Below are 25,171 nucleotides of genomic sequence, written 5' to 3' on the forward strand. Positions count from 1 at the left end.
GAGGAGATTTTGAGAAGATTAATACTTATGACTTTACTAACTTCAAAGTTTGTAATGGCACAGCAGGAAGTAAATATCCAGTCTTCTTATGGAACAGACTCATCTTTAAGTCAGACAACTTCTCCCGTAAACATTATCACACAAGAGGAGATTCAGGAAAACAAGCCAAAAACTCTAACAGAGGTTATAACGAAAATATCAGACATCTCCTTTTCATCAAACGGTGGGTATGGACAAACTACTTCTATTTACTTAAGGGGTTTTGAACCAAAAAGAACTTTAGTCCTATTAGACGGTGTAAGGTTAAACGATATAACTGGTTTAAACGGTGCTATGCTTGAACATGTTCTCGCAACAGATATTCAACAGATAGAAATCGTAAAAGGAACTCAGTCTGGTGTGTGGGGAGCTGATGCAACGGCAGGAGTTATAAACATAATCACAAAAAAACCAAAGAAAGGTTTTTCTTCAAATGCTTACTTTGAATACGGTAGTTATATAACACGAAGATACGGAACAACTTTTTCTCTCGCAAACGATAAAATATATCTACTTTTTGGATTACATAGGTTAGACTCTCAATCAATCTCGGCTGTAGAACCTTACAGGAAAAAGTGGAAAGATTTAAAAATGGAACCAGACCCTTACAAAAATGATACTGTAAACCTAAAAATAGGTCTAAATATAACTGAAAATGATAATGTAGAGTCTACTATGAGATTTATTGACGCAGTAGTTAACTACGATGGATTCGATTCTATAACATTTGAACCTGTAGATGCAGAGAATAAAGCCCACATAAATGAAAAATTTTACACTTTTAGATACACAAAAACAATAAAAAATCATCAATTACAGTTTTATTACAATCAATCAGATTTTTACAGGCAGTATAACGAGCCTAAAGGTTGGATAAAGAGCTATGGCTACGAAGGTAGAGTAAAAGAGTTGGGATTTAAGTATAGGTTAGATTATGCTAAAAACTCATTTTTAAATTTAGGTTTTGTAAGGCAAGACTTTATAGAAAATGATTCAAACCTTGATAACAGATACCATAACACAGGATACTTTATTACTAACATTTTAAAAGTAAAAGATTTGGTTTTATCCCAGTCTGTCAGGTCAGATAACTACAGTAAATTTTCTGATAAAATCACTTATAAGTTTGGTGGAAAGTACTTTTTTGATAAAGATTTTTATATTCTTGTAAACTACGGTACAGCTTACAACGTTCCAACTCTTAACCAACTTTTCAGTCCTTACGGAAACCCTAACTTAAAACCAGAGAGTACAAAAAGCTACGATTTAGGTTTTTTTTATAAAGGTTTTTCATTTGATTACTTTCACTACAAAATTACTGATATGATAGGCTTTGACTTTAATACATTTAAATATGCTAATATATCTGGTGAGTCAAAGATAAAAGGTTATGAAATGTCTTACAAGTATATGTTTAAAAATTTAAACACAGATGTTTACTTAGGATATACAAACCTTTCTGCAAAGGACAGTAATGATAATGACCTACCAAGAAGACCTAAAGAAAAGATAGATTTTAGTATAACAACTTTTCCTGTAGATAGTATTTCTATAAATTTCAACGGGCAGTATATAGGAAAGAGAAAAGACACTAACAATGTTCAAACTGGCTACTACACTATACTTAACACGACTTTAAATGTTAAGTTAAATAAGTACTTATCTGCTTACTTAAAGATTGATAACATCACAGATAAGTACTATCAAACAGTTTATGGTTATGCGTCTTTTGGAAGGTCTGTTTATGTAGGATTAAACGGAAGTTTTTAAAAGATGGATGTTAAAAGTTATATCAGATACAAATTTTTAAACTCTCTGTTTGCAGGGCTGTCTATCGGCTCTGTCTTTTCTATTTACTCTCCTTTACAACCTTCTGTATTTTCTATCGGAGGTATTTTACTTGCATTAGGAATGTTGATAGTGGCAAAGTTTTATGAAAAACTGATGAATGTTAAGTTATTTTTTTTAATATCTCTCTTTGTAGAGGTTGTTATGCTTTTTGTAATAACAGCTTTTTTATTAAAGCCTTTTTCTTACTCTACGGCCTTGTTTATCTATTCAGGTTATCAAATAACCTTTGTATTTGGTTCTTATCTTGTAAGGACTGAGACGATTATCTTAAAAAAGAAAAAACTTTTATCTATACTTGATGTGTACAAACAGTCGGGATACCTTTTAGGTCTTGGAGTTTCCTTTATTTTTTATAAATCTTTAGAATACTTTTTTAACATTACTCAAAATCAGCAGCAAGTTTACTATCTTCATTACCTACTGATTGTTTTAGAATCTTTAGTTATTTATTTTCTTGTGAAGGCTTTTCGTCGTTTTTGATTTTTTCTTTACATTCAGGACAAATTCCGTAGACTTCTATACTGTGTCCTAAAATATCAAATCCGTGGACTTCTATCAGCTCCTCTTTGAATTTTTCAAAGGGACAGTTATCTATTATCACTATCTTTTTACACTCCTGACAGATTAGATAGTTCTTTTTTGAAGAAAGTCCAAACCTTGCTTTGTCTTCATTTAACATGTAAGCTTTAATAACTAAACCCTGTTTTTGAAGCATATCAAGATTTCTGTATATAGTTGAAAGGCTTATATCTATTCCTTTTTCTTTGAGTTTAAAGTATATATCTTCTGCGTGCATAGGTGTAATATTCTCTTCTAAAACTTCCAGTATTGCTTTTCTTTGTTTTGTTGTTTTATAACCTTGTGGTATTGCTAACTTTTTCATTACGTCTCCATATTTAAGATATCTAAAGTGAGTAAATATTATACCATTTAAAAGCTTTTTCAAGATTTTTGCAAATGATTTGCATTTGAATTTAAGTTGTGTTATAATTTTTGCAAATAATTTGCATTTGAAAGAGGCTAAAAACAGTTGAGAAAACTATTGAAAAGTATATACTAATATTATGATGGAACAGAAGCAATGATAACACTTCACTGCAAACTAACTTTTGAAAACGAAAAAGACAAACAAACATTGATAGAATTAATGAGAAAATTCTCTTCTTGCTTTAAATACTCATACAACAGACTACTTGAAGGACACTCAAGAAAAGACCTTAAAAAAGATTTACAAAAAATGTTTAACATAAACTCAAGATACGTAGACGATGCAATATTCAAAGCAAAGTGGCTAATAAACAGCTGTATAGAAAGAGAACAAAATCCTAAAAAAGTTATATTTGGAGGTAAAAGACTATTTCAACTCCTTAAAAACAAACACATAAACGGAAAATACAGAGAAAAACTAAAACAAAAATGGCAAGATAGAAGAAAACACTGCCTATACTCAAGAGGAGATAAATCTAAAAAAGGAAACCTAAATACAAGAATAGAATTTGAGAAAGATAAAATAATATTAAGAATAAACACAGGAGAAAGAAACTGGATAAAAGCAAACATAAAAAGAGCAGTAAACAGACAAAACGATAAATGGACTAACTTCATAGCAGACCTAATACAAGCAAACCAAACAAACCAGTATTTCCCATACTCAGTAGAGATAAGAAAGATAAACAATGATTTCTACGCATTTATAAGCTACGAAGAGATAAAGACAGAAGAACCAATAATAACAAAAGACAACGGAGTAATAGGGATAGACATAAACGCAAATCCATTTCACATAGCAATGGCTTTTGTAAAAAAAGATGGCAATTTAGAAAGTATAGAGAAATTATATTTACACAATCTTTTAAACAAGACAAAAAACCAAAGAGAATACATATCTTGGCAAATAGCACACCAAATAACAGACATTGCTAAAGAAAGAAATAAGGCAATAGCAATAGAAAACTTAAAAGACATACCAAAAGGCAGTAAAGGAGATGGGAGTAAGAAACTGAGAAAAATAAAACAACAATGGATATACAAAGGCTTGTTAGACAAGATAAAAATACTTGCCAAAAGAAAGAGAATACAAGTAATACAAGTAAATCCAGCATATACATCAATAGTAGGGTCATTAAAGTATGCACCACAGTATAATTTAGACAAAGACATAGCAGGAGCATTTGTAATAGGAAGAAAAGCATTAGGATTTAAAGAAAAACTACCTAAGAATTACGAGAAACTTATAACAGACAGAGAGTATTTAAACTTTGCACAAGATAGACTACAAGAAGAAAAACAAAAAACACAAAAAAAGTTAAAAACAGAAAACAATCAGTATAAAAGAAAACCAATAGAAAAGAAACTAAAAGAGTTAAATAAGAACCTAAAAATAATCCAAAGCCTTTACAGTGAGCCACAGACCCAAGAGGCTGTAAACCAGAGGAAGGAACAGATGAGGGGCTTGTATTGGACAAGCTATAAACTGTGGCAAGTTGTAAAGGTAGCCCTTACTATCCCTATTCTAGGTAAGTCTATTAGCAGGGACTTATCACCTTTGAAGCCAATACTGGTAGAAGGGGATTGGGATAGGGTAGTAAATAAATCGTGTTTCAAAACCAAAGAGGCAATAGAAGATTTGAAACACGATTTAGGGATAGTTCCTACTTCTTGGGGTAGGGGCTATGATGCAAGCAAAATACCGCCAGCTGGGGATAGCTTGCATCTGAATAAGGCGGAATACAAATACCCCAGCCCAGAGTGTAGTTAGTTTTATACACTTTGGTCAACCAGGTAAAGAATGAAAACAACTGTTTATGGTTATCCCAAGATAGGTGAAAATAGAGAGTTAAAAAAGGTGGTAGAGTCTTACTGGAAAGGGGAGATTACAAAAAGTCAGCTCCTTGAAAAAGCTCAAGAGATAAACCTAAACAGAGTCAAGAAAGTCTTGGAAGCTGGAATAGATATAGTTCCTTCTAACGACTTTTCACTTTACGACTTTGTCCTTGATACAGCTACTATGTTTAACGTTATACCTGAAAGGTTTAAAAAAATTGAAGATTCTCTTGACCTTTACTTTGCAATGGCAAGGGGAAGTGATGATGCTATTGCCTGTGAAATGACCAAATGGTTTGACACTAACTACCACTACGTCGTTCCTGAACTTGCAGGAGATATAAAACTTGTAAAAAACAGACCTCTTGAATCTTATAAAAAGATAAAAGAAAATCTCTCACTGGAAACAAAACCTGTAATAGTAGGGCCTTTTACATTTGTTTACCTATCAAAAGTGTATCGAAGGCAGGAAGGCTCTATCTTAATGGAGATGGTTAAAGCTCCGGAAAGTGAAAAGTTTGAGTACTTTTTAGATTACTTTGCTGACCTTTACAACCAAGTTTTAAGACAACTCCAAGATGAAGGGGTTAAAGTAGTTCAACTTGACGAGCCTGCATTTGTTCTTGATTTATCAGACAAAGAAGTAGACCTTGCATTAAGAACGTATCAAAAAGCAGTTGAAGGTATTGATAAATTAGATGTAATCGTTCAAACTTACTATGAAAGTTTATCTTCTTATGAAAAACTTATTAATCTACCTGTAAAAGGTATAGGACTTGACTTTGTGTCAAACACAGAAAACTTTGAAAACATTAAAAGGTACGGATTTCCAAAAGATAAGTTGTTAGTTGCAGGTGTTGTATCAGGAAGAGACCCTTGGAAAACAGACTTAAAACAGGCAGCAGAGTTTATAAAATCTTTATTTGACTACATACCTCAAGAAAACATCATACTTTCAAATGCATCTCCTTTATTCCACCTTCCTGTTAGTCTAAAACCGGAAGTAGGACATTTAAGTGAAGACTTGATAAACCTTTTATCCTTCGCAGATGAAAGGTTAGAAGAACTTAAACTGTTAAAGCAACATTTTACAGAAGGAATAGACCTTCCTGACCAAAATCTACAAAATATAAGAGATAGGTACAAAAATGAAGAAGTTAGAAAGTTAGTAAGCTTTTATAAAAATCAAGAAGTTGGAAGAAAAACTCCATTTAAAGAAAGATACAAAAAACAGATGGATATCTTAAAGCTACCACTATTTCCTACTACAACTATAGGGAGCTTCCCACAAACCCAAGAAGTTAGAAAAGTTAGAGCTGACTACAAAGCAGGTAGAATAACAGAAAAAGAGTATAAAGAGTTTATAAAGTCTCAAATAGCAAACGTTATAAAATTACAGGAAGAACTTGATTTAGATGTTTTGGTACACGGTGAGTTTGAAAGAACAGATATGGTTGAGTTTTTCGGTGAAAAGTTGGAAGGTTTTGCATTCACTAAAAACGGATGGGTTCAGTCTTACGGAACAAGATGTGTAAGGCCACCTATCATCTACGGTGATGTATCAAGACCAAACCCAATGACCTTAGAAGAGATTACATACGCCCAATCTTTAACAAACAGACCTGTAAAAGGAATGTTAACAGGGCCTGTAACTATTCTCAACTGGTCCTTTTACAGAAAAGATATACCTAAAGAGGATATTGCTTACCAGATAGCTCTGGCTTTAAGACAAGAGGTGATAGACTTAGAAAAAGCTGGGATAAAGATAATCCAGATAGATGAGCCAGCGTTTAGAGAAGGACTTCCACTTAAAAAGTCAAAACAGGAACATTACCTAAACTGGGCTGTAAATGCCTTTAAACTCTCCCACGATACAGTAAAAGATGAAACCCAGATACATACTCATATGTGCTACTCAGAATTTAACGAGATTATAGAGTACATCTACAAGATGGATGCAGATGTAATATCAATAGAAGCTTCAAGAAGTAAAGGAGAGATACTTGGAGCATTTGAAAAGTTTAACTACGACCACGGTATAGGTATAGGTGTTTATGATATTCACTCTCCGAGAGTTCCAAGAGAAGAAGAGATAGAAGAGATTGTAAGAAGAGCTTTAAGGTACATCGATAAAAACCTTATCTGGATTAATCCAGACTGTGGTTTAAAGACAAGAGATTGGGATGAGACTGTAAAATCCTTAAAAAATATGGTAAGCGTTGCAAAGAAGCTAAGAGAAGAGTTAAAATAGGTGTGAACTTTATTTTAAATGGAGGAGGAAAGATGAAAAAGTTATTAGTTGCAGCTGGATTTTTTGTTCCTTTTATGGCTAACGCGTTGGAGCTTGAATTTTCTGTGGGAGCTCTACAGCAAAAACCAAGCGGTTATGTCTCTTACAAACCTGTAAGTGATAATGACAAAATAGACGTAAAAAATGATGCCCACATATCAGACAAGACAAAACCATGGGTAAGATTAAAGTTAGAGCACCCTATACCTTTAATTCCAAACATAAAACTTAGCTACATGCCTATGAAGTTTGACGGAAATGGAACATTAACAAGAGATATAAAATGGGGTAACTATACATATCAAGCAAATGCAGACTTTAACCTATCAGTTAAGCTTGATAGACTTGATACTACACTATACTTTAACGCTCCTCTTGTTAAAACTTTGACTAACGGTGTTTTAGACATTGAGTACGGACTTAACATAAGAACTGTTTTCTTTGACGGAAAGTTAAACGGTACTGATAAAACCACAGGTCAAAAAGTTAGTGAAAGTAAATCTATCACCTTGCCAGTTCCTATGCTACACTTAGCTACAGAAATCAAACCTATACCTTACTTTTCAGCTGTAGGGTCTTTAAACTACATAAGTTATAACAAAGATACTTACTACGATTACACTGCTGGTGCAAGGTTATACGCAGGAAGTTTACTACCTTTGGGAACTTTGAAACCTTTCATTGAAGCTGGTTACAGGTACGAAAAGCTAAAAATAGATGAAAGTGATGTTAAAACCGACCTTAAGATAAAAGGCGGATACGCTTTAGTTGGTCTAAGTTTTTAATAGTTGTAAGCCACCTGTTTATCAGGTGGTTTTTTTATGATTTTTATTATGGTTTATATATAAAAATTTTTTTATATTTTTGTATATCAAAATTCTGGAGGTAAAGTAATATATGGAAAAGAAAAGATTAAAAGATGTAAGTCAAGTAGTTGAAACCCAAGAAGGTGTCAAGATAGAAGTTAAGGAAAGTGTGAATCTTGAAGGTATAAAAGAGATAGTAGATAACTGTAAAACAGGAAAGTGTGATTGTATGTCCCAAGAAGTTAAAGCAAAAGTTAGTTTTATGGATTTTAGAGTAGAGAATGGAAAACCTGTTATAGAAATAAAAGGAGATGTAAAAGAGGAAGATATTAGGCAAGCTCTGGAGAAATCTCAAAAGTATTTAGATGTAAAATGACAGAAAAAGAACTTCAGCTTCTATTTCATGCTTTATCAGACCCTATAAGGCTAAAGATGGTTAAAATGGTTCTAAAACATGGAGATTTGTGTGTATGCAACTTTTTAGACCATTTTAACCTATCTCAGCCAAGGATATCCTTTCACCTTAGAATCTTAAGAGAGGCTAAAATTTTTAACTCAAGAAAAGAAGGAAGATGGGTTCACTACTCTTTAAATAAAGATAACGAAGCTCTTAATAAGATACTTCCTCTTATTGATAAGGTTGTAAAAGATGACTTTAATAAAATCTTGTGTGAGGTAAAAGATGGTTAAGATAGCTTTCATCTGTACTGGAAACTCTGCAAGAAGTCAGATGGCTGAAGGTTATGCTAAATTTTTTGTAAAAAAGTATGGAAAAGAAGTTGAAGTTTACTCGGCAGGGTCTAACCCATCTGGTTATGTTCATCCAAAGGCTATCCAAGTGATGAAAGAAGACGGAATAGATATATCTGACCAATATTCAAAACATATCAGCGAAATACCTATAAATCAAGTAGATTATGTAATTACACTCTGTGGTGATGCTGCAGAAAACTGTCCAGTTGTACCTGGGGCAAACACTCAACATTGGAACTTACCAGACCCAGCAAGGGTAATAGGACCAACTGAAGATGCAAAACTAAATGCTTTTAGAAACGTTAGAGATGAAATTAAAAAACGTGTAGAACAACTTATTAAAAACTTGTAAAATAGTGGAAAAATTAACCGCTTTATCTGTCTTTATTTTAACCCTATTTTTAGTTATAAAAAAACCAAAAGGTGTAGATATAGGTTGGAGCGCTACTTTTGGAGCTATTCTTTCCCTTTTATTTGGAGTTGTGTCTATAGATGATGTTTACAAAGTAGTTGAGATAGTTTGGGATCCTACACTTGCGTTTATAGGTATAATTTTTATATCTTTAATTCTTGATAAAATTGGTTTTTTTGAATGGGCAGCTCTTCACATAATACACTTTTCTAAAGGTGATGGAGTAAAACTTTTCTTATACTTGATACTCTTAGGTGCAGGAATATCTGCTTTCTTTGCAAATGACGGTGCAGCTTTAATCCTTACCCCTATCGTGTATCAAAAGATAAAACACCTTGGACTAAGTCAAAGGTATATGCTTCCTTACATTATGGGTAGTGGCTTCGTAGCAGATACAACAAGCCTTCCTCTGATTATATCTAATTTAGTAAACATCCTTACAGCTGACATTTTTAAAATAGGCTTTTTTGAGTATGCTTCTGTGATGGTTTTTGTTAACTTTTTCTCTTTAGTTGCAACTATCGTGGTTCTTTACCTTTACTTTAGAAAAGACCTTTTAAAAAGGGTAGATTTAGAGGCTATTGAAGATAAACCGCCAAAGTACGCTATAAAGGATAGATTTCTTTTTAAGTTAAGCTGGTTTGTATTTTTAATACTACTAGTAGGTTTTTTTGTGGCAGAGCATTATCACATTCCTATCTCTATGGTAATAGGTATAGGTGCCTTTATTTTAGGTGTAGCCACCTACAAAGAAGAGATAGTAGATATGAAAACCCTTGTTTTAAAAGAAACTCCTTGGAAAATAGTTATTTTCTCCATTGGAATGTACGTAGTTGTTTATAGTTTAAAGAATACAGGGTTTACCGATTTTATTACTTACATCATAAAGCAAACAACATCGATATCTTTAGATTTAGGAATACTAGCAACTGGATTTTTAGCTGCGCTTTTGTCTTCTGTTATGAACAATTTACCTTCTGTTATGGTAGTAAATCTGTCTATTTTAGATACTGGGTTTGATATACAAACTATGAAGTATCTTGCTTATGCAAATGTTATAGGTTGTGATTTAGGGCCTAAAATTACACCTATAGGTTCTCTAGCAACTTTGCTTTGGCTTTACGTCTTAAATCAAAAAGGTATAAATATCTCTTGGGGATACTACTTTAAAGTTGGTGTCGTGTTAACAATACCTACTCTTTTAATCACACTTATTGGACTTATTCTTACAAGGTTGATATAAACACAAGTTGTATATATAATAATCTTTAAGATTAAGTTGGAGGCTTTTTTATGAAAAAAATTTTAGCCATTTTAGTGTCGATAGCTTTAACAATGCTATTAATAGATGATTCATTTGCAAGAGCAGGAAAAGGAAGCTCTTCTGGTTTTAGAACTTACAAATCTCAGCAGTTTAACAAACCAAGTAAAGACATAAACCAACCTTCAGTTTACCAACAAAAACAAAATACACAAAATCCTGCATACCAACAACCTCAACCTAAACCATCATTCTTTTCAAGTCCTGTATTTAAATGGTTAATCGGTGGAATGATTTTTGGAGCTCTGCTGTCTTTACTGATGGGTCATGGTTTTCAGTTTGGAATGCCGGGACTACTTGAGATTTTACTTATTATCGGTATTGTGTACTTAATATTCAAGATTTTTTCAAGAAAGAGTCAGCAAGAGCCAGTTTACGCTACGCCTACAAGCTCTAATGTGCCAAATCAACCTGATTATTATAGTGATTCTACCTTATCAACAGCTTCATACATCAATGAAGAGCTTATACTAAATCTTGCTAAAAATGCATTTATAGACATTCAAAAAGCTTGGAGTGAAGGAAATCTGTCATCTGTTAGAAACTTTTTAACAGATAGAATGTACCTTTACCTTAACTCCCAACTACAAGACTTAAAATCAAAAGGTTTAAGAAACATTATTGAAGATGTAAAGATTCTAAACGCAGAGATAGTCCACGTTGAAGAAGAAGGAGATAACAAAGTTGTAATAGTAGAAATTGAAGCACAGGCAAAAGACTACACAGTTGACAGTAATGGAAATGTTGTAGAAGGGGATAAAGACAATCCAGTAGTGTTTAAAGAGTACTGGGCATTTGTAGGAAAGGCTTTAAACTGGAAACTTGACGATATAAGACAGGTTCAAGATGTATAAAAAAATATTAATTCTATGGAGTTTAATAATGGCGTTAACTGTAGCAAAAGCAGAAAGTAAAGAAAACATTACTATTAAAAAGTTAAAAAACGGTGTATCTGTTATAGTAAAAGAGAGAAAGGATACACAGGCTGTAGCAGTTCAAGTTTGGTTTGGTGTTGGGTCTATTTATGAAAAAGACAACGAAAGAGGTTTATCCCACTTTTTAGAGCATATGTTGTTTAACGGTACAAAGTATACAAAACCCGGAGAGATAGAGTTTGAAGTAGAGAAAAAAGGTGGTAGTATAAACGCAGCTACAAGCTTTGATTTTACTTACTACCATATAGAGATAGGTAATCTATTCTGGAAAGATGCTTTAAAATACCTTTACTATATGACAACTCAGCCTTCTTTATCTGATGAAATGGTTGCCAAAGAAAAACCTATTGTTTTAGAAGAGTTAAACAGACATTTGGATAATCCTAAAAGTTATCTTTGGGATACTTACTACAAACTTGCCTATAAAAAGACAAACTACAAACATCCTGTTATCGGTTATAGAGAAACTATTGAGAACTACACTCCACAGTTAGTAAGAGACTACTTTTATTCCCATTACACTCCTTCAAACACGGTCGTTGTTGTTGTAGGTAATGTTAATACTGATGAAGTTTTAAAAGAGATAAACAACACATTTGGAACTGTAAAAGGACAGTATTATAAACCGCCGAAAGTAGAGTTAGAAGACCCTCAAACAGAAGTGAGAAGGGAAGATATTTATAAACCTCAGATAACAAGGGCATATGTAGCAATTGGATGGCAAGCTCCTTCCATAAGGGATAAAACCTCTGTAGCTTTAACCGTTTTAGAAGAGATTTTATTAAATGGAAAAAGCTCTGTAATGTATCAAGAGTTGAAAGAGAAAGGCTATGTCCAGTCTATAATGGGTGGATATATGGCTCACGTTGGAACAAGTCAGTTTTTATTCTATTTCATTACAGACCCAGAAAAAGTAGAAACTGCTAAAGCCAGACTTTTTGAAATAATAAAAAGTTATCAAGAAAATGGTATACCCAAAGAAGTTATTGAAAACGCAAAGAAAAGAATTATAAACAGAGAAGTATTCGCAAGGGAAGAAGTTGACAACGATGCAGAATCGGCAGGATATGCAGTTACTGTAACGGGAGATATAAAGTACGATTTAGAGTTTATACAAAGAATTAAAAAAGTTAAAAAAGAAGAAGTAGAAAACTATTTAAAAACTTTAAAAGATAACAACTACACAGAAGTAAGACTACTACCAGAAAAAAAGTAGTGTCCCTGTAGCTCAGTAGGACAGAGCACTGGATTCCTAATCCGGAGGTCGGCGGTTCAAGTCCGCCCAGGGACACTATTTATGGAGAATTTGTTAATGGTTGAAAATTTAGAAAGTTTTCTATCTTCGTACGGTTATTTTGCTGTTTTTGTAGGAACGTTTATTGAGGGAGAGTTATTTTTACTGGTAGCAGGGTTTTTTATAAAGCATGGCTTTTTACAGCCTATACCAACTTTCGTATTTTCAATTTTAGGAGCTCTAACCCATGAACTTATATACTTTTTCTTGGGACGATGGAAAGGAAGACATATTTTACTTGGTAACAAGTACACTAAAAAAAGGTACAGAAAAGCTAAAAGGTTGGTAGAAAAGTATGGGATATACTCTTTGTTTATCATTAGATTTTTGTATGGGATGAGAGTTGTCCCTATGATGCTTATGGGAGCTACAGGGTTTAATATTTATAAATTTCTTTTTTTTAACGTTTTATCTTTGATAATTTGGGCTTCAATATTTTTAACACTTGGATACATCCTTGGTCATACAGCTTATATGATACTGGGAGATTTGAAACATTACTACTTTATTTTTGGCTTGTCTGTTGTAATAGGAGGATTAATCTTTTATATGCTTTATAAATTATTGAGAGGTTAAACAATGAAAGATTTATACTCTGTAAACCAACTTGAAAAAGAGGATATCCAGAAGATTTTCCAGTTAGCAAAAGAGTATAAAGAAAGATTCTTAAAAGGAGAAAAAAAGTTTAACGATTTAAGAAGGTGCTCTATCTTACTTGTGTTTTTTGAAAATTCTACAAGAACAAGGACTTCTTTTGAGCTTGCAGGTAAGATTTTAGGAGCTGACACTATAAACATATCAGCATCTTCAAGTTCCGTAAAAAAAGGAGAGACTCTTTACGATACGGTAAAAACCTTGGAAGCTTTAAACTCAGACTTTATAGTGATAAGACATAATATGTCAGGAGCTGCAAAAATAGTAGCAAACAGTGTGAAAAGTCATGTTGTAAATGCAGGAGATGGAACGAATGAACACCCTACTCAGGCTTTACTAGATGGATTTACTATTTTAGAGAAAAAAGGAAGTTTAGAAGGTCTTAAGATAGCCATTGTAGGAGATATATTACACAGCAGAGTTGCAAGGTCCGATATTAAACTGTTTAAAAAGTTAGGAGCTGAAGTTACGTTGTGTGGTCCTATGACAATGCTACCCAGACACTATGAAGCCCTAGGAGCAGATTACATTACAACAGATATTAAAGAAGCGGTAAAAAATAAAGATGTTGTTATATTCCTTAGAATACAACTTGAAAGACAAGATAAACCTTTTTTCTCTACACTTAGAGAGTATTCTATAAAGTACGGATTAAATCAAGAACTACTAAAAATTTTAAAACCTGATACTGTTATAATGCATCCGGGACCTGTTAACAGAGGAGTAGAAATTCAAAGTGAACTTGTATATTCAAGTAAAAGTCTAATATTAAATCAAGTAGAAAATGGTCTTTTTATAAGAATGGCGGTATATAAGTACCTTTTAAGTTGACTTAAAAATAAAGCAATGTTATATTTTTTACGGAGGTTTTAAAATGGTAAGGAGTTTTGTTTCTTTTACAGACCTTAATAAAGAAGAGGTCTTAAATATTATAGAGTATGGGAAAAAGCTAAAAAAGAATAAATTTTTAGACCAATCTTTAAAAGGTAAATCTATAGGTCTTATTTTTATGAAACAGTCAACAAGGACGAGACTCTCTTTTGAAGTTGGTGTTTACCAGATGGGTGGTCAACCTATCTATATATCAGGGTCCTCTACACAGCTTGCAAGAGGTGAAGATATAAAAGATACAGCAAGAGTTATGGCAAGATACTTAGACGGTATAGTTATAAGGACCTTTTCCCATCAAGAAGTTGAAGACCTTGCAAAGTACAGTGGTATTCCAGTTATAAACGCACTAACAGACTATCAACATCCTTGCCAAGTTTTAGCGGATTTGATGACAATAACAGAGGTCTTTGGTTCTTTAGAAGGAAAGAAGGTAGCTTACGTAGGAGATGGAAACAATATGGCAAACACTCTCTTACTTGCCTGTGCTGTTATGGGAATGGATATCTCAGTTGCAACACCACCAAACTACGAGCCAAACGCAAAAGCAATCTTAGAAGCTGTAAATATAGCTAAAGAGACAGGTTCAAAAGTAGAGTTAACCAACAATCCAAAAGAAGCTGTTTTAGATGCAGATGTAATTTACACTGACGTATGGGTTAGTATGGGTCAAGAAGGAGAAAAAGAAAAGAAAAAAGCATTTGAAGGCTTTACTATCAATAAAGATTTAGTGGTACTGGCAAAGCCAAACGCAATCGTTATGCACTGCCTTCCAGCCCATAAAGGAGAAGAAATATCTGAAGATGTATTTGAGCAGTATGCAGATGTTATCTTTAACCAAGCTGAAAATAGACTTCATGTTCAAAAATCTCTAATGAGCTACTTATTTAAAAATTAAAAGAGGTTTTGGATGGAGAAAAAAAAAGTTGTATATAGAAGACACGACAGAAACCCTATTCCACTTTTACCACCAGAAATAAGAAAAAATACATTTAAAGAGTATGCTTTAGGTTTAGGACATACAGCTGCAAAAGATGAAGCAAACAGATGTATACTGTGTAAAAAGCCACCTTGTCAGGAGCATCAGGGTAAGTACGGATGTCCTGTTTACGGTGATATAAATCTGTGGATGGAGCAAATCCAAAATAACAACCTTATTGAAGCAATGAAAATTCTTAGGGCAAAAAATCCATTCCCATCAGTATGTGGAAGGGTTTGTCCTCAAGATAGACTTTGTGAAAGTACCTGTGTTCTTACATTTAAAGACAATGGTCAGGCTGTAAACATAGGTGGATTAGAAAGGTTTGTAGGAGATTCTATCAGAATGTCCGGAATACAGTGGAAAGACCCTCAAGACCCACCAACAGGTAAAAAGGTTGCAGTAGTTGGTGCTGGACCTGCTGGATTATCAGCAGCTTACTTCTTAGCTAAGAAAGGTCATTCAGTCGTAGTGTTTGAGGCTTTGCCGTTTACTGGTGGAGTAATGAGGTACGGTATTCCTACAGCAAGGTTAGATAGAGAAGTTTTAGACTGGGAAATTTCTTTAATAGAGAAATTAGGAGTTGAGATAAAAACAGGAATCAAAGTTGGAAAAGATATATCTTTAAATGAATTAAGAAAACAGTTTGATGCTGTGTTTATAGGTGTTGGTTCTGGAAGAGGTAAAAAGATGGGTATTCCTGGTGAAGATTTAAAAAGTGTTTATACTGCTATATCTTTCTTGATGAAAGCGAATGTTGACTATGTGGACGATATGCTTGCTCCAGATGTAGATATAGAACTTCCAAGAAATAAAAAAGTTGCTGTTATTGGTGGTGGATTTACTGCAGCTGACTGTATGTACACATCAATAAGACTTGGCAATGAAACACACTTAGTCTATAGAAGAACAAGGGATACATCTTCTGCAAGGCAAGAGGAATGGGATCACTTAGCAGAGGAAGGAGCTATTTTACATTGGTTAACACAACCTATAGAAGTTATAGGAAATGAGAAAGGAGAAGTAGTAGGTTTAAAATGTATAAAAATGGAGCTTGTTCCAGATGAGAAAGGTGGAAGACCAAAACCTGTAGAAGTCCCCGGGTCAGAACATATAATTGAGTGTGATGCAGTTATTATGGCTGTAGGTCAGGGAGATAACCCTCTTGCTTATAAAGATGTAGAAGGATTAAATATAGATAAATGGAACAATTTATCTACCGTAGACAAAAAGTTTAGAACAAACGTTGAAGGCATATTTGCAGGTGGAGACGTTGTAAACGGCGGGGATACTGTAGTAGTAGCCATAAGACACGGTAGAGATGCGGCAGAAAGTATTCATGAGTATTTAATGACTAAAGAGTGGAAGTACGGGGAAGATTGATAATATACATCTCCCTGTTTAAGCAGGGAGTTTTTTCTTATAATAATCTGACATTAGCCATTAACTTATATCTTATTTTCGTGTAAAATAATCCTTAAAAGATATTTTTTGGAGATTCTATAAAATGAGTAAGCTTTTTTTACTTATGCCTATACTGTTTTACTTTTTATCATCGCTTAGTTTTTGGATATACTTATTTACAAGAAACAGTAAAGTTCAAAAACTGGGACATTCTTTTTTTGGACTGGGTTTTACTTTTCAACTTGTACTATTTCTTTTAAACACTGTAAAAAATAAATCCCTTCCTCTCCACTCTTTAGAAGAAATTTTAGTTTTTCTTGGTCTTATTCTTGCTTCTATTTTCTATGGATTTTCTTTTGTTTATAGAAAACAACTTATAGAGTTTGGGTCTTTAATAGCTCCTTTTATAATGTTTTTACTTGCCTTTTCTATACCCTTGTCCCAAAGTAGTCAAAACCTTTACAACAACTTTTGGTTTTACCTTCATGTTGGGTCTTTAGTAATTGCCTACGGTTTGATTGTTTTTTCTTCTATTGCAGCTGTTATATACATTCTAACAGACAGAGATTTAAAAAGAAAAAAGGTAAACTCTTTTTTTGTTGTTAAGTTTTCTTCCTCTTTATCTTTGATTCAAAATCTTGAGTATAAATCTACAATTTTAGCGTTTATCTTTTTAAGTGTAGGTTTGATAGCATCTTCTGTATGGAGTGCTGTCTATATTGGAAAACATTGGATATGGGATGTTAAGCAAGTTTTACTGTTTTTATTATGGATTTTCTATGGTTTTATTCTTCATACAAGAATGATTAAACATATAAAAGGAAGAAAAGGGTCTTACTTGACCCTTGTAGGAAGTTTATTTGCATTTATCGTTTTTTGGCTTGTAGGACACCCTACTTTTTAAGAAAGTGTGAAACTTTAAATATAGGTATAAGCTCAAATCCTTCTTTCCTTAAATTCTCTTCACCACCTTCTTCCCTGTCAACTATAGCTATTACTCCAAGTATGTTTAAACCAAACTCTTTTGCCACTTTACAGGCTTTTAAGGAGGACCCTGCTGTCGTTACAACATCCTCTAATATGTAAACATTATCTCCTGGTTTTACGTTTCCTTCTATCTGTTTTCCAGTTCCATGCCCTTTTGGCTCTTTCCTTACAACAAAAGGTTTTATAGGGTTGTTGTTAAGGTATGAGACAAGGGAAGTGGCATAGGCTATAGGGTCAGCTCCAAGAGTTAAACCTCCTACTGCATCGGGATTTTTATCTTTTACCATTTGGTAGACAAGATTTCCAATTACGTATCCACCTTCTGGGTCCAATGTTATAGTCCTAAGGTCAAGATAGTAGTTGCTCATCTTACCAGAAGATAGCTTAAATATAGGCTCGTCTGCTACTTTTAAAGCTCTTTCTTTTATTAGTTCTTCCAACCTTTTTTTGTAATCCATCTCACAACTCCATCTTTATTTTATTTCTCACTTTATAAACTTCATCTAAGTCTACATCTGCCCAAAGGACACCTTCATCGTTTCTTTCTATATCAAGGATATCTCCCCAAGGTGAGTATATACCTGAGTGTCCGGCATACTCTACCTCTCCTATCTTTCCAACTGTATTACTTACAACTACAAAAGATTGAGTCTCTACTGCCCTTGCCCTTGATAAGATTTTTAGGTGTTCTACTCTCTCTTTTCCCCACTGGGCTGGGACAAGGATTATTTCTACATCTTTTTTCCTTAAATGATAAGATATGTTTGGAAATCTAAGCTCAAAACATATCATAAATCCAAGGTTTCCAGCTGAGCTCTCAGTTATGTCTATATGTATATTTTTTCCTGCTTTAAAGTACTTGTGTTCGTTTGTAGGTGTAAACAGTTTTACTTTTGGTCTTTTTGCAGTTATCTCTCCGTTGTCTATTACAAATCCCATGTTGTATACTTCATTTTTCTTCCTTTCTGGAAGTGTTCCAGCTATTACTAACTTTTTCTCTTTTGATATTTCTTGAAGCTCTCTGTATATTTTTGGAGTTTTTTTAGAGTGTTCTATTAGATTATCGTTGTCAAATCCACAGCTAAACATTTCAGGAAGTAGCACTAACGAGTCTGATTTTATTTTCCTAGAGTTAAGTATATCGTATATCTTTTTCATATTAGAATCTACATTTCCAAGTTCCAAGTTCAGCTGTAAGCTATACACTAACAATACTTAAACCCCTTAGATTTTTGAAGGTGTATATTTTACCATAGCATCAGTCTGCTTTTTCTTCCTTTCCTCTAAAGATTAATTTTATCGGTGAGTTTTCTAAACCAAGGAGTTTTCGTAAGTTATTTTCTAAAAATTTTACGTAATTTTCTTTAAAGCCTTCGGCTTTGTTCACAAAGAGTAAAAACGCAGGTGGTTTTCCTTCTAACTGTGTTGCGTAGTATATTTTCAATGGTTTTCCTTGGTAAGAAGGTGGTTGCCTTAATGAAGTTATCTGTTTTAATGCTCTGTTTAACTGACCTGTTGAAACTCTCTTCCATACTTGATTGTAAACTTTAACTATTTGGTTTAAAAGTTCTTCTATACCTATTTTTTTATATGCAGATGTTAAAACTATCGGTGCATAGTCTAAAAAGTAAAGTTTTTCTTTAACCTGTCTTATAACTTTTTCTATATCTTTCTCTTTCAACATATCTATCTTGTTTATAACTATAACAGCTGGTTTATATCTTCTTTGTATCAATCCAGCTATTTTTTGGTCTTGTTCTGTAGCACCAATAATAGCATCTATAACAAGTACTACCACATCTGCTTTCTCTATTGCCTCTATAGACCTTCCAACTGAGAAAAACTCTACTCCATATTCTACTTTAGATCTCTTTCTTATTCCTGCCGTATCTAAGAATAAAAATCTTTGACTATCTTTTTCAAAAAGAGTATCTACCGTATCTCTCGTTGTTCCGGGAATATCTGAGACTAAAACTCTTTCTTCGTTAAGTATGGCATTTAAAAGAGAAGACTTTCCAGCGTTTGGTTTTCCTACGATTGCTACTTTTATATAATCTTTTTCTTCTTCCTCTTCTTCATATTCTACTTCTTTTTCATAGTCTGGGATATACTCGTAAATCTTATCTAAAAGGTCAGCTATTCCTAACTTTTGTATTGTTGATATAGGGATTACATCTTGAAAACCAAGCTCATAAAACTCGTAAGCAAGTTTTTCTTTTTCCGGGTCGTCTATTTTGTTTACAGCTACTATAACAGGTTTTTCCGTCCTATGGAGAAGTGTTGCAATCTCTTTATCTAACGGCGTTAAACCTTGCTTTCCATCTACTACAAAAACTAAAAGGTCTGCCTCTTGGAGCTCCTTTTCTACTTGTTTTCTTATATAGGGTGCAAATTTATCTTCATCTGAGGTTATATAACCACCTGTGTCTACTACTTCAAATTTTACACCTCTCCACTCAGTCTGAGATATTATCCTATCTCTTGTAACTCCGGGTATATCTTCAACTATAGCTTTTCTCTTACCTATTAACCTGTTAAAAAGAGAAGATTTTCCTACGTTAGGTCTTCCCACTATTGCAACTCTGAACATTCTTTACTCCTTAGATATCTTGAACTATATTTATAGTTATCTATTTTAACAGAATTGTGAGGTATAGAAAAATTAGGTTTTAAGTTCCAAATGTATTCAAATAACCTGATTTTTCCATCCACCCTGCAGGGAATGATGCTCCCCACCTACTACTCCCTATCCGTAAGGACTCAGGAGATACTTTGTAAAACAAATCAATCAACTTAAGCTTTACAGGATTGCAAAGCTTTATAAAGAAAGTTTTAAGATTTTCGTAAAACCTAAGTCTCAGGAGCTTGGCTCCTACTCTAATAATATTTACTGCTCCCACTAAATCTGCGTGAAATACTTTATTTAAAACTTTATCTTTAAATATATCTCCATCCCTTTTTCCTTGACATACTTCTTTATTTTTTGTCTCTTTTACTTCAAATATATTAGCTAACGGTGATGTTTTAGATGTATAACTCTCATCAACCTCTATAACTTCCATTCCATACTCATAAGCTTTGTATTCTATTAACTTTATTAACCTTCTAAAAGGAATAGATACAAAATCTTGATTAGTTTTTTTTCCTAAGTCTATACCGTTTTTACTTTCAATTGCATTTTTTCCTATGTAGATGGTTTTATGTCCTGTTTCATGGAGTAAATCAACCAGTTTCCTTGCTATTTTGTGAAAGTTGTTATCAAGCCATCTCTTCCTGTGTGCGGATAAAATTTTTTTCTTCAATTCAAGTTCAGTGATTTTTTTCTTGTGGTTTCATACGATTAAAGTAATCATTTGACTACATTTTGTCAAGAGTTGCTAAAAAATTTTAGTTATATAAAATAGTTGAAGATAAAGTTTTAACAAGGAGGAAAGTTTAATGAAAAGAGTAGGTTATATTTACGATGATATTTACTTAAAACACGATACAGGTATAGGTCATCCAGAATCACCCCAGAGATTGGTCTATATAAATAGATACCTAGAGCCTTTAAAAGATAAACTTGTCCATATCAGTCCAAGAAGGGCAACTGTAAAAGAGATAACCCTGATACACGATACTTACTATCCTCAGGAGATTATGGATTTTTGCTCTGCAGGAGGAGGCTACTTAGACCCGGACACCCATGTAGGTATTCACTCTTACGATGCAGCTGTTATGGCTGTTGGTGCAGGTTTACAAGCTGTAGATAAGATACTATCAAATGAGGTAGAAAGGGTTTTTTGTGCAGTTAGACCCCCAGGCCACCACGCCGAAAAGGACAAAGCCATGGGATTTTGTATTTTTAACAATATAGCAATCACTGCAAGGTACGCTCAAAGTAAAGGTTTTAAAAAAGTTTTTATAATAGATTTTGATGCTCACCATGGAAATGGAACCCAGAAAGCCTTTTACGATGATGATACAGTTTTTTACTTTTCAACCCATGAGTACCCCTTTTACCCGGGAACAGGCTCAAAAGATGAAAAAGGAGTAGGAAAAGGCTACGGCTACACTTACAACGTACCACTACCAGCAGGAACAGGAGATGATGTTTACTTACAAATCTACCAAGAAGAACTACCACCTTTGGTAAAATCCTTTGATCCTGATATAATACTTGTATCAGCAGGATACGACCTACACGAAGATGACCCTCTTACATACTTAGAAGTAAGTACAGAAGGTATAGGGAAAATTGTAGAAAGCATACTACAGCTAAAAGACGTGCCTTACATATTTATGTTAGAGGGTGGTTATAACTTAGATGCCATAGGAGAAAGTGTAAAACTTACAATAGAAAAGATGTTAGAGGTTTAGATGAAAGAGCTTCAAGACTTACTTACAGGCGAGAAAGTAGTAAATTTAGGAAAAAGTCAAGTTGTAAAAGGTATAACAAATAACAGTAGTAAAGTACAAAAAGATTACGCCTTTTTTGCTATAAAAGGGAATTCTACAGATGGGCATCACTTTATAGAAGACGCTATAACTAAAGGTGCAAGTACTGTTTTTATTCAAGATACATCAATCATTGATACATTGAAAAGAAAATATCCCTACATAAATATAGTCTTTTCAGAAAATACGAGAAAAAGTCTTGCTACAGCTTCAAACAAATTTTACAATGAACCTTCAAAGTACTTAAAAGTTATAGGCATTACTGGAACAAACGGGAAAACTTCAGTCTCTAACCTACTTGCCCAGTACTACGAAAATGCAGGATACAAAGTAGGAGTAATAGGAACTATAAACTACCGTATAGGAGATGAAATTTTATCGTCAGGGCACACAACCCCAGACCCTGTCCAATGGTTTGAAACCCTCAACCTTATGAAAGAAAAAGGGTGTGATGTAGTGGTTGCAGAAGTCTCTTCCCATGCAGCTCACCAGTTTAGAGTTTACTCAACCCTATTCCACGGAGGCATCTTTACAAACCTAACTCAAGACCACTTAGACTATCACGGAACTATGGAAAACTACTTTTTAGCAAAAAGAGAGTTTTTCAACCAGATACAACTTTTCAACGATAAAGCTATAGCAAGTGTAAACATAGATGACCCTTACGGAAAAAGAATATACAACGACTTTAAAGAAAAGATAGACTTTATAACATACGGATTTGAGGGAGAATTTAAGATAAAAGACTACAACCTGTCCCTTTTTGAAACACTGTTTAATATAGAATATAAAGGAAAGACTTTAAACTTTAAAACAAAACTCAGAGGACTGTTTAACGTTTACAACCTTTCAGCTTCTATATCTTTTTTAATCAAAGATGGATTTGATATAGACTTTCTAAAAGATAAGACTTTAGACCTAAAACCAATTAGAGGTAGGTTTGAGGTTGTAGAGGCAAAAGATTTTATAGTTGTAATAGACTATGCCCATACACCAGATGCACTTGAAAATATTTTAAAATCTCTAAACCAGATAAAACAAAATAGAGTAATCACAGTCTTTGGAGCCGGAGGTAATAGAGATAGGACTAAAAGACCATTAATGGGAAAAGTTGCACAAGATTTTTCTGACATAGTTATACTAACATCAGACAACCCAAGATTTGAAGACCCAAACCAAATAATAAAGGATATATTAGAAGGCATAACCCAAAAGTCTAAAGTTATAGTAGAGCCAGATAGAAAAAAAGCTATAGAGTATGCCATAAAAACGGCTCAAAAAGGAGATATAGTACTAATAGCCGGGAAAGGACACGAAAACTACCAAATAATCAAGGACCAAGTCATACCCTTTGATGACAAAGAAGTAGTTAATCAGATACTTAAGGAGATTTAAAATGGCAATAAAAACACCTTACGTAGCAGTTGACGGCATTATAAAAGTTTTTGATGAAAATGAAAACTTTAAAGGTATAGTGCTGATAGAAAGAAAAAATCCCCCTTACGGTCTGGCTTTACCGGGAGGGTTTGTAGATGTAGGAGAAAGTGTAGAAGAGGCTTTAATCAGGGAGATGAAAGAAGAAACAAATTTAGACGTTGAGATAGTGAAACTTTTTAACGTGTATTCAAAACCTGACAGAGACCCAAGATTCCACACAGTTTCTATAGTTTTTTTGTGTAAAGCCTATGGACAACCTATAGGTAAAGACGATGCAAAGAAAGCTGACGTATATAGGTTAGAAGAGATACCCTTTGAAAAACTTGTATTTGACCATGGAAAGATACTAAAGGACTTTTTAAACAGTTGAATATAACTTTAAAATGGTTATAATAAATAATATAAGTAAAGTTTTATAAAGTTTGGAGGTAGGTAAAAATGATAATAGATGTAAATTCTGAAAACTTTTCAGAAGTTTTAGAAAAGTCTTACGAAAATGTGGTAGTTATTGACTTTTGGGCACCATGGTGTGGACCTTGTAGAGCTTTAAAACCTATCCTTGAAAAACTTTCTAAAGAGTTTGGTTTTATCCTTGCGAAAGTTAACACTGACGAAAACCCTGATATAGCCCAAGAGTTTGGTGTTCATGGTATTCCAGATGTAAGGATAATAAAAGACGGAAAAGTAGTTGACAAGTTTGTAGGAGCTCTACCAGAAAGCCAAGTTAGAAACATAATCAGTAAATATATAAAGTCCCAAGCAGACAAGATAATAGAAGAAGCAAGTATGATGGTACTATCAGGAAACAGAGAAGGAGCTTACCAGCTATTTAAAGAAGCTGTAGAAAAATACCCTGAAAACAAAAAACTTGTATTAGAAGCTGCCAAGTTTATGATAAAAACAAACCACCTTGAAGAAGCTGAAAAACTTCTAAACTCAATAAAAGAGTACGATAAAGAGTACTTTACCCAAGCACAAGCCTTAAAAGAGTTTATCCAACTTAAGAAAGAGTGTGAAACCAAAGATGTAAACACAGAATTGGAAAAACTATACGCCCAAGCTTCTTGCTACGCAGTAGAAGAAAATTACGAAGAAGCTCTAAAGTTATTTTTAGAGATAGTAAAACAAGACAGAAAGTTTAAAGATGATGGAGCAAGAAAAGCAATGGTATCTATATTTACACTCCTTGGAGAGTCCCATCCACTTACAAAAGAGTACAGGAAAAAACTTGCAATGTGGTTATACTAATGAGATTCCTAACTTTAATACTAATCCTATTTAACCTGTCCTTCGGACAGGACTTTTTAACTGAATTTCAAAAAAAGTTAAGTGAGATAAAAGCTTTTGAGTCTGAGTTTACCCAAAAAACCTACCAAGCTGGATTTAAAAACCCTGATATCTTTACGGGAGAACTAAAAGTATCTAAACCACTAACTATAAAGTTAGATTACACAAAACCTTACAAACAGACTATATTTATGACAAAAGAAAAAATAATCCTTTACAACCCACAAGAAAACCAAGCTTTAATAACATCACCCCAAAACAGCTTGCTTATAACAGATGTTATAACTATTTTTGTTGATAACAAACCGATAAACAAAGTCTTTAACATCAAATCTCAGCAAGAGAATAAAAACTATGTAATATTGGAACTAATACCTAAAAATGGCAATGATATTAAATCACTGGAGCTTACAATAGAAAAAAACACCTTAAAACTGCAAAAAATATCAGCTGTAGATTTAGATGGAAATAGAATAGAAGTAGAGTTTAAAAACTTCAAATACTATAACACACCTTTAAGCTTAGACTTTAAACTACCGAAAAATGTAGAAATAATTAGACAGTAAGAGGATGT

The 25,171-nt window shown here is 33.4% G+C and carries 26 protein-coding genes and 1 tRNA gene; 22 read left to right on the plus strand and 5 right to left on the minus strand.

The annotated features are described in order from the left end of the window. Positions 1-9: 9 nt before the first annotated feature. On the plus strand, positions 10-1,809 hold the full coding sequence (locus SULAZ_RS03870) for a TonB-dependent receptor plug domain-containing protein (protein ID WP_012674260.1): 1,800 nt from the start codon (positions 10-12) through the stop codon (positions 1,807-1,809). A gap of 3 nt (positions 1,810-1,812) precedes the next feature. Continuing rightward, on the plus strand, positions 1,813-2,370 hold the full coding sequence (locus SULAZ_RS03875; RefSeq protein ID WP_012674305.1) for a hypothetical protein: 558 nt from the start codon (positions 1,813-1,815) through the stop codon (positions 2,368-2,370). Here the strand turns inward: SULAZ_RS03875 and SULAZ_RS03880 are convergent. Further along, positions 2,333-2,836, minus strand: coding sequence for a Fur family transcriptional regulator (locus SULAZ_RS03880; RefSeq protein ID WP_228357470.1), 504 nt, complete (start codon positions 2,834-2,836; stop codon positions 2,333-2,335). The two genes, SULAZ_RS03875 and SULAZ_RS03880, sit on opposite strands and share 38 nt — an antisense overlap. 135 nt (positions 2,837-2,971) lie before the next feature. Between SULAZ_RS03880 and SULAZ_RS03885 the strand changes: the two genes are divergently transcribed. The 15 genes from SULAZ_RS03885 to ccsA all read left to right on the plus strand — a co-directional run bounded on the left by SULAZ_RS03885 (position 2,972) and on the right by ccsA (position 17,353). After that, on the plus strand, positions 2,972-4,648 hold the full coding sequence (locus tag SULAZ_RS03885) for an IS200/IS605 family accessory protein TnpB-related protein (protein ID WP_012673554.1): 1,677 nt from the start codon (positions 2,972-2,974) through the stop codon (positions 4,646-4,648). A gap of 30 nt (positions 4,649-4,678) precedes the next feature. Further along, a complete protein-coding gene (gene metE / locus SULAZ_RS03890) occupies positions 4,679-6,964 on the plus strand; it encodes a 5-methyltetrahydropteroyltriglutamate--homocysteine S-methyltransferase (RefSeq protein WP_012673697.1) in 2,286 nt (761 codons plus the stop codon). A 32-nt stretch (positions 6,965-6,996) separates the two neighbouring features. Next, positions 6,997-7,788, plus strand: coding sequence for a TIGR04219 family outer membrane beta-barrel protein (locus SULAZ_RS03895; protein WP_041675814.1), 792 nt, complete (start codon positions 6,997-6,999; stop codon positions 7,786-7,788). Between the two features lie 112 nt (positions 7,789-7,900). Beyond that, the gene (locus tag SULAZ_RS03900; protein ID WP_012674915.1) at positions 7,901-8,185 is read left to right on the plus strand and encodes a hypothetical protein; all 285 of its coding nucleotides are present in this window, start codon (positions 7,901-7,903) and stop codon (positions 8,183-8,185) included. Next, on the plus strand, positions 8,182-8,499 hold the full coding sequence (locus SULAZ_RS03905; RefSeq protein ID WP_012674154.1) for an ArsR/SmtB family transcription factor: 318 nt from the start codon (positions 8,182-8,184) through the stop codon (positions 8,497-8,499). The genes SULAZ_RS03900 and SULAZ_RS03905 overlap by 4 nt, the downstream gene beginning before the upstream one ends. Beyond that, a complete protein-coding gene (locus SULAZ_RS03910; RefSeq protein ID WP_012674138.1) occupies positions 8,492-8,914 on the plus strand; it encodes an arsenate reductase ArsC in 423 nt (140 codons plus the stop codon). Before SULAZ_RS03905 ends, SULAZ_RS03910 begins: the two co-directional genes overlap by 8 nt. 4 nt (positions 8,915-8,918) lie before the next feature. Beyond that, a complete protein-coding gene (locus SULAZ_RS03915) occupies positions 8,919-10,217 on the plus strand; it encodes an arsenic transporter (protein WP_012675109.1) in 1,299 nt (432 codons plus the stop codon). Positions 10,218-10,267: 50 nt separating this feature from the next. Continuing rightward, positions 10,268-11,149 (plus strand): Tim44 domain-containing protein, encoded by an 882-nt coding sequence (locus tag SULAZ_RS03920; protein ID WP_012673489.1) that lies wholly within the window; start codon positions 10,268-10,270, stop codon positions 11,147-11,149. Then, positions 11,142-12,446, plus strand: coding sequence for a M16 family metallopeptidase (locus SULAZ_RS03925; RefSeq protein ID WP_041675816.1), 1,305 nt, complete (start codon positions 11,142-11,144; stop codon positions 12,444-12,446). The genes SULAZ_RS03920 and SULAZ_RS03925 overlap by 8 nt, the downstream gene beginning before the upstream one ends. A 1-nt stretch (position 12,447) precedes the next feature. Then, a tRNA-Arg gene (locus SULAZ_RS03930) sits at positions 12,448-12,521 on the plus strand. Between the two features lie 21 nt (positions 12,522-12,542). After that, positions 12,543-13,100 (plus strand): DedA family protein, encoded by a 558-nt coding sequence (locus SULAZ_RS03935; RefSeq protein ID WP_012674302.1) that lies wholly within the window; start codon positions 12,543-12,545, stop codon positions 13,098-13,100. Between the two features lie 3 nt (positions 13,101-13,103). Next, positions 13,104-14,009: an aspartate carbamoyltransferase catalytic subunit gene (locus SULAZ_RS03940; protein ID WP_012674077.1), complete on the plus strand. Its 906-nt coding sequence runs from the start codon at positions 13,104-13,106 to the stop codon at positions 14,007-14,009. 43 nt (positions 14,010-14,052) lie between these two features. After that, a complete protein-coding gene (argF, locus tag SULAZ_RS03945; protein WP_012674443.1) occupies positions 14,053-14,964 on the plus strand; it encodes an ornithine carbamoyltransferase in 912 nt (303 codons plus the stop codon). Positions 14,965-14,976: 12 nt separating this feature from the next. Next, positions 14,977-16,428 carry an NADPH-dependent glutamate synthase gene (gene gltA, locus SULAZ_RS03950; RefSeq protein ID WP_012673550.1) on the plus strand — a complete coding sequence of 484 codons (1,452 nt, stop codon included), beginning with the start codon at positions 14,977-14,979 and terminating at the stop codon, positions 16,426-16,428. A gap of 124 nt (positions 16,429-16,552) precedes the next feature. Beyond that, complete coding sequence (gene ccsA / locus SULAZ_RS03955) at positions 16,553-17,353, plus strand: cytochrome c biogenesis protein CcsA (protein ID WP_012673765.1); 801 nt, start codon at positions 16,553-16,555, stop codon at positions 17,351-17,353. On the opposite strand, the gene pyrE is transcribed toward ccsA, so the two are convergent. From pyrE to SULAZ_RS03975, 4 genes are all read right to left on the minus strand, one after another. Further along, entirely contained in the window at positions 17,343-17,894 is a 552-nt protein-coding gene (pyrE, locus tag SULAZ_RS03960; protein WP_012673873.1) for an orotate phosphoribosyltransferase, read from the minus strand. The two genes, ccsA and pyrE, sit on opposite strands and share 11 nt — an antisense overlap. A 1-nt stretch (position 17,895) precedes the next feature. Beyond that, positions 17,896-18,642, minus strand: a complete 747-nt coding sequence (locus SULAZ_RS03965) for a nitrilase-related carbon-nitrogen hydrolase (protein ID WP_228357491.1) — start codon at positions 18,640-18,642, stop codon at positions 17,896-17,898. A 52-nt stretch (positions 18,643-18,694) separates the two neighbouring features. Next, positions 18,695-20,026 (minus strand): ribosome biogenesis GTPase Der, encoded by a 1,332-nt coding sequence (gene der, locus SULAZ_RS03970; protein WP_012674900.1) that lies wholly within the window; start codon positions 20,024-20,026, stop codon positions 18,695-18,697. 79 nt (positions 20,027-20,105) lie between these two features. Then, positions 20,106-20,738, minus strand: a complete 633-nt coding sequence (locus tag SULAZ_RS03975; protein ID WP_012673488.1) for an IS200/IS605 family accessory protein TnpB-related protein — start codon at positions 20,736-20,738, stop codon at positions 20,106-20,108. 136 nt (positions 20,739-20,874) lie between these two features. Between SULAZ_RS03975 and SULAZ_RS03980 the strand changes: the two genes are divergently transcribed. From SULAZ_RS03980 to SULAZ_RS04000, 5 genes are all read left to right on the plus strand, one after another. After that, positions 20,875-21,795, plus strand: coding sequence for a histone deacetylase family protein (locus SULAZ_RS03980; protein ID WP_012674463.1), 921 nt, complete (start codon positions 20,875-20,877; stop codon positions 21,793-21,795). Next, the gene (locus SULAZ_RS03985) at positions 21,796-23,268 is read left to right on the plus strand and encodes a UDP-N-acetylmuramoyl-L-alanyl-D-glutamate--2,6-diaminopimelate ligase (protein WP_012674888.1); all 1,473 of its coding nucleotides are present in this window, start codon (positions 21,796-21,798) and stop codon (positions 23,266-23,268) included. Between the two features lies 1 nt (position 23,269). Continuing rightward, positions 23,270-23,680: an NUDIX domain-containing protein gene (locus SULAZ_RS03990; RefSeq protein WP_012674157.1), complete on the plus strand. Its 411-nt coding sequence runs from the start codon at positions 23,270-23,272 to the stop codon at positions 23,678-23,680. A gap of 68 nt (positions 23,681-23,748) precedes the next feature. Further along, positions 23,749-24,558 carry a thioredoxin gene (gene trxA, locus SULAZ_RS03995; protein ID WP_012673910.1) on the plus strand — a complete coding sequence of 270 codons (810 nt, stop codon included), beginning with the start codon at positions 23,749-23,751 and terminating at the stop codon, positions 24,556-24,558. After that, complete coding sequence (locus SULAZ_RS04000; protein WP_012674897.1) at positions 24,558-25,163, plus strand: LolA family protein; 606 nt, start codon at positions 24,558-24,560, stop codon at positions 25,161-25,163. Before trxA ends, SULAZ_RS04000 begins: the two co-directional genes overlap by 1 nt. Positions 25,164-25,171: the final 8 nt, after the last annotated feature.

The organism is Sulfurihydrogenibium azorense Az-Fu1, assembly GCF_000021545.1.
Taxonomy (GTDB): domain Bacteria; phylum Aquificota; class Aquificia; order Aquificales; family Hydrogenothermaceae; genus Sulfurihydrogenibium; species Sulfurihydrogenibium azorense.

Coding starts and splice junctions, on each gene's coding strand:
- SULAZ_RS03935 (WP_012674302.1), top strand. CDS start 12,543: ATGGTTGAAAATTTAGAAAGTTTTCTATCTTCGTACGGTTATTTTGCT.
- SULAZ_RS03920 (WP_012673489.1), top strand. CDS start 10,268: ATGAAAAAAATTTTAGCCATTTTAGTGTCGATAGCTTTAACAATGCTA.
- SULAZ_RS03895 (WP_041675814.1), top strand. CDS start 6,997: ATGAAAAAGTTATTAGTTGCAGCTGGATTTTTTGTTCCTTTTATGGCT.
- SULAZ_RS03905 (WP_012674154.1), top strand. CDS start 8,182: ATGACAGAAAAAGAACTTCAGCTTCTATTTCATGCTTTATCAGACCCT.
- SULAZ_RS03885 (WP_012673554.1), top strand. CDS start 2,972: ATGATAACACTTCACTGCAAACTAACTTTTGAAAACGAAAAAGACAAA.
- der (WP_012674900.1), bottom strand. CDS start 20,026: ATGTTCAGAGTTGCAATAGTGGGAAGACCTAACGTAGGAAAATCTTCT.
- SULAZ_RS03940 (WP_012674077.1), top strand. CDS start 13,104: ATGAAAGATTTATACTCTGTAAACCAACTTGAAAAAGAGGATATCCAG.
- SULAZ_RS03900 (WP_012674915.1), top strand. CDS start 7,901: ATGGAAAAGAAAAGATTAAAAGATGTAAGTCAAGTAGTTGAAACCCAA.
- metE (WP_012673697.1), top strand. CDS start 4,679: ATGAAAACAACTGTTTATGGTTATCCCAAGATAGGTGAAAATAGAGAG.
- SULAZ_RS03985 (WP_012674888.1), top strand. CDS start 21,796: ATGAAAGAGCTTCAAGACTTACTTACAGGCGAGAAAGTAGTAAATTTA.
- SULAZ_RS03990 (WP_012674157.1), top strand. CDS start 23,270: ATGGCAATAAAAACACCTTACGTAGCAGTTGACGGCATTATAAAAGTT.
- argF (WP_012674443.1), top strand. CDS start 14,053: ATGGTAAGGAGTTTTGTTTCTTTTACAGACCTTAATAAAGAAGAGGTC.
- trxA (WP_012673910.1), top strand. CDS start 23,749: ATGATAATAGATGTAAATTCTGAAAACTTTTCAGAAGTTTTAGAAAAG.
- ccsA (WP_012673765.1), top strand. CDS start 16,553: ATGAGTAAGCTTTTTTTACTTATGCCTATACTGTTTTACTTTTTATCA.
- SULAZ_RS03875 (WP_012674305.1), top strand. CDS start 1,813: ATGGATGTTAAAAGTTATATCAGATACAAATTTTTAAACTCTCTGTTT.
- SULAZ_RS03980 (WP_012674463.1), top strand. CDS start 20,875: ATGAAAAGAGTAGGTTATATTTACGATGATATTTACTTAAAACACGAT.
- SULAZ_RS04000 (WP_012674897.1), top strand. CDS start 24,558: ATGAGATTCCTAACTTTAATACTAATCCTATTTAACCTGTCCTTCGGA.
- pyrE (WP_012673873.1), bottom strand. CDS start 17,894: ATGGATTACAAAAAAAGGTTGGAAGAACTAATAAAAGAAAGAGCTTTA.
- SULAZ_RS03910 (WP_012674138.1), top strand. CDS start 8,492: ATGGTTAAGATAGCTTTCATCTGTACTGGAAACTCTGCAAGAAGTCAG.
- gltA (WP_012673550.1), top strand. CDS start 14,977: ATGGAGAAAAAAAAAGTTGTATATAGAAGACACGACAGAAACCCTATT.
- SULAZ_RS03925 (WP_041675816.1), top strand. CDS start 11,142: ATGTATAAAAAAATATTAATTCTATGGAGTTTAATAATGGCGTTAACT.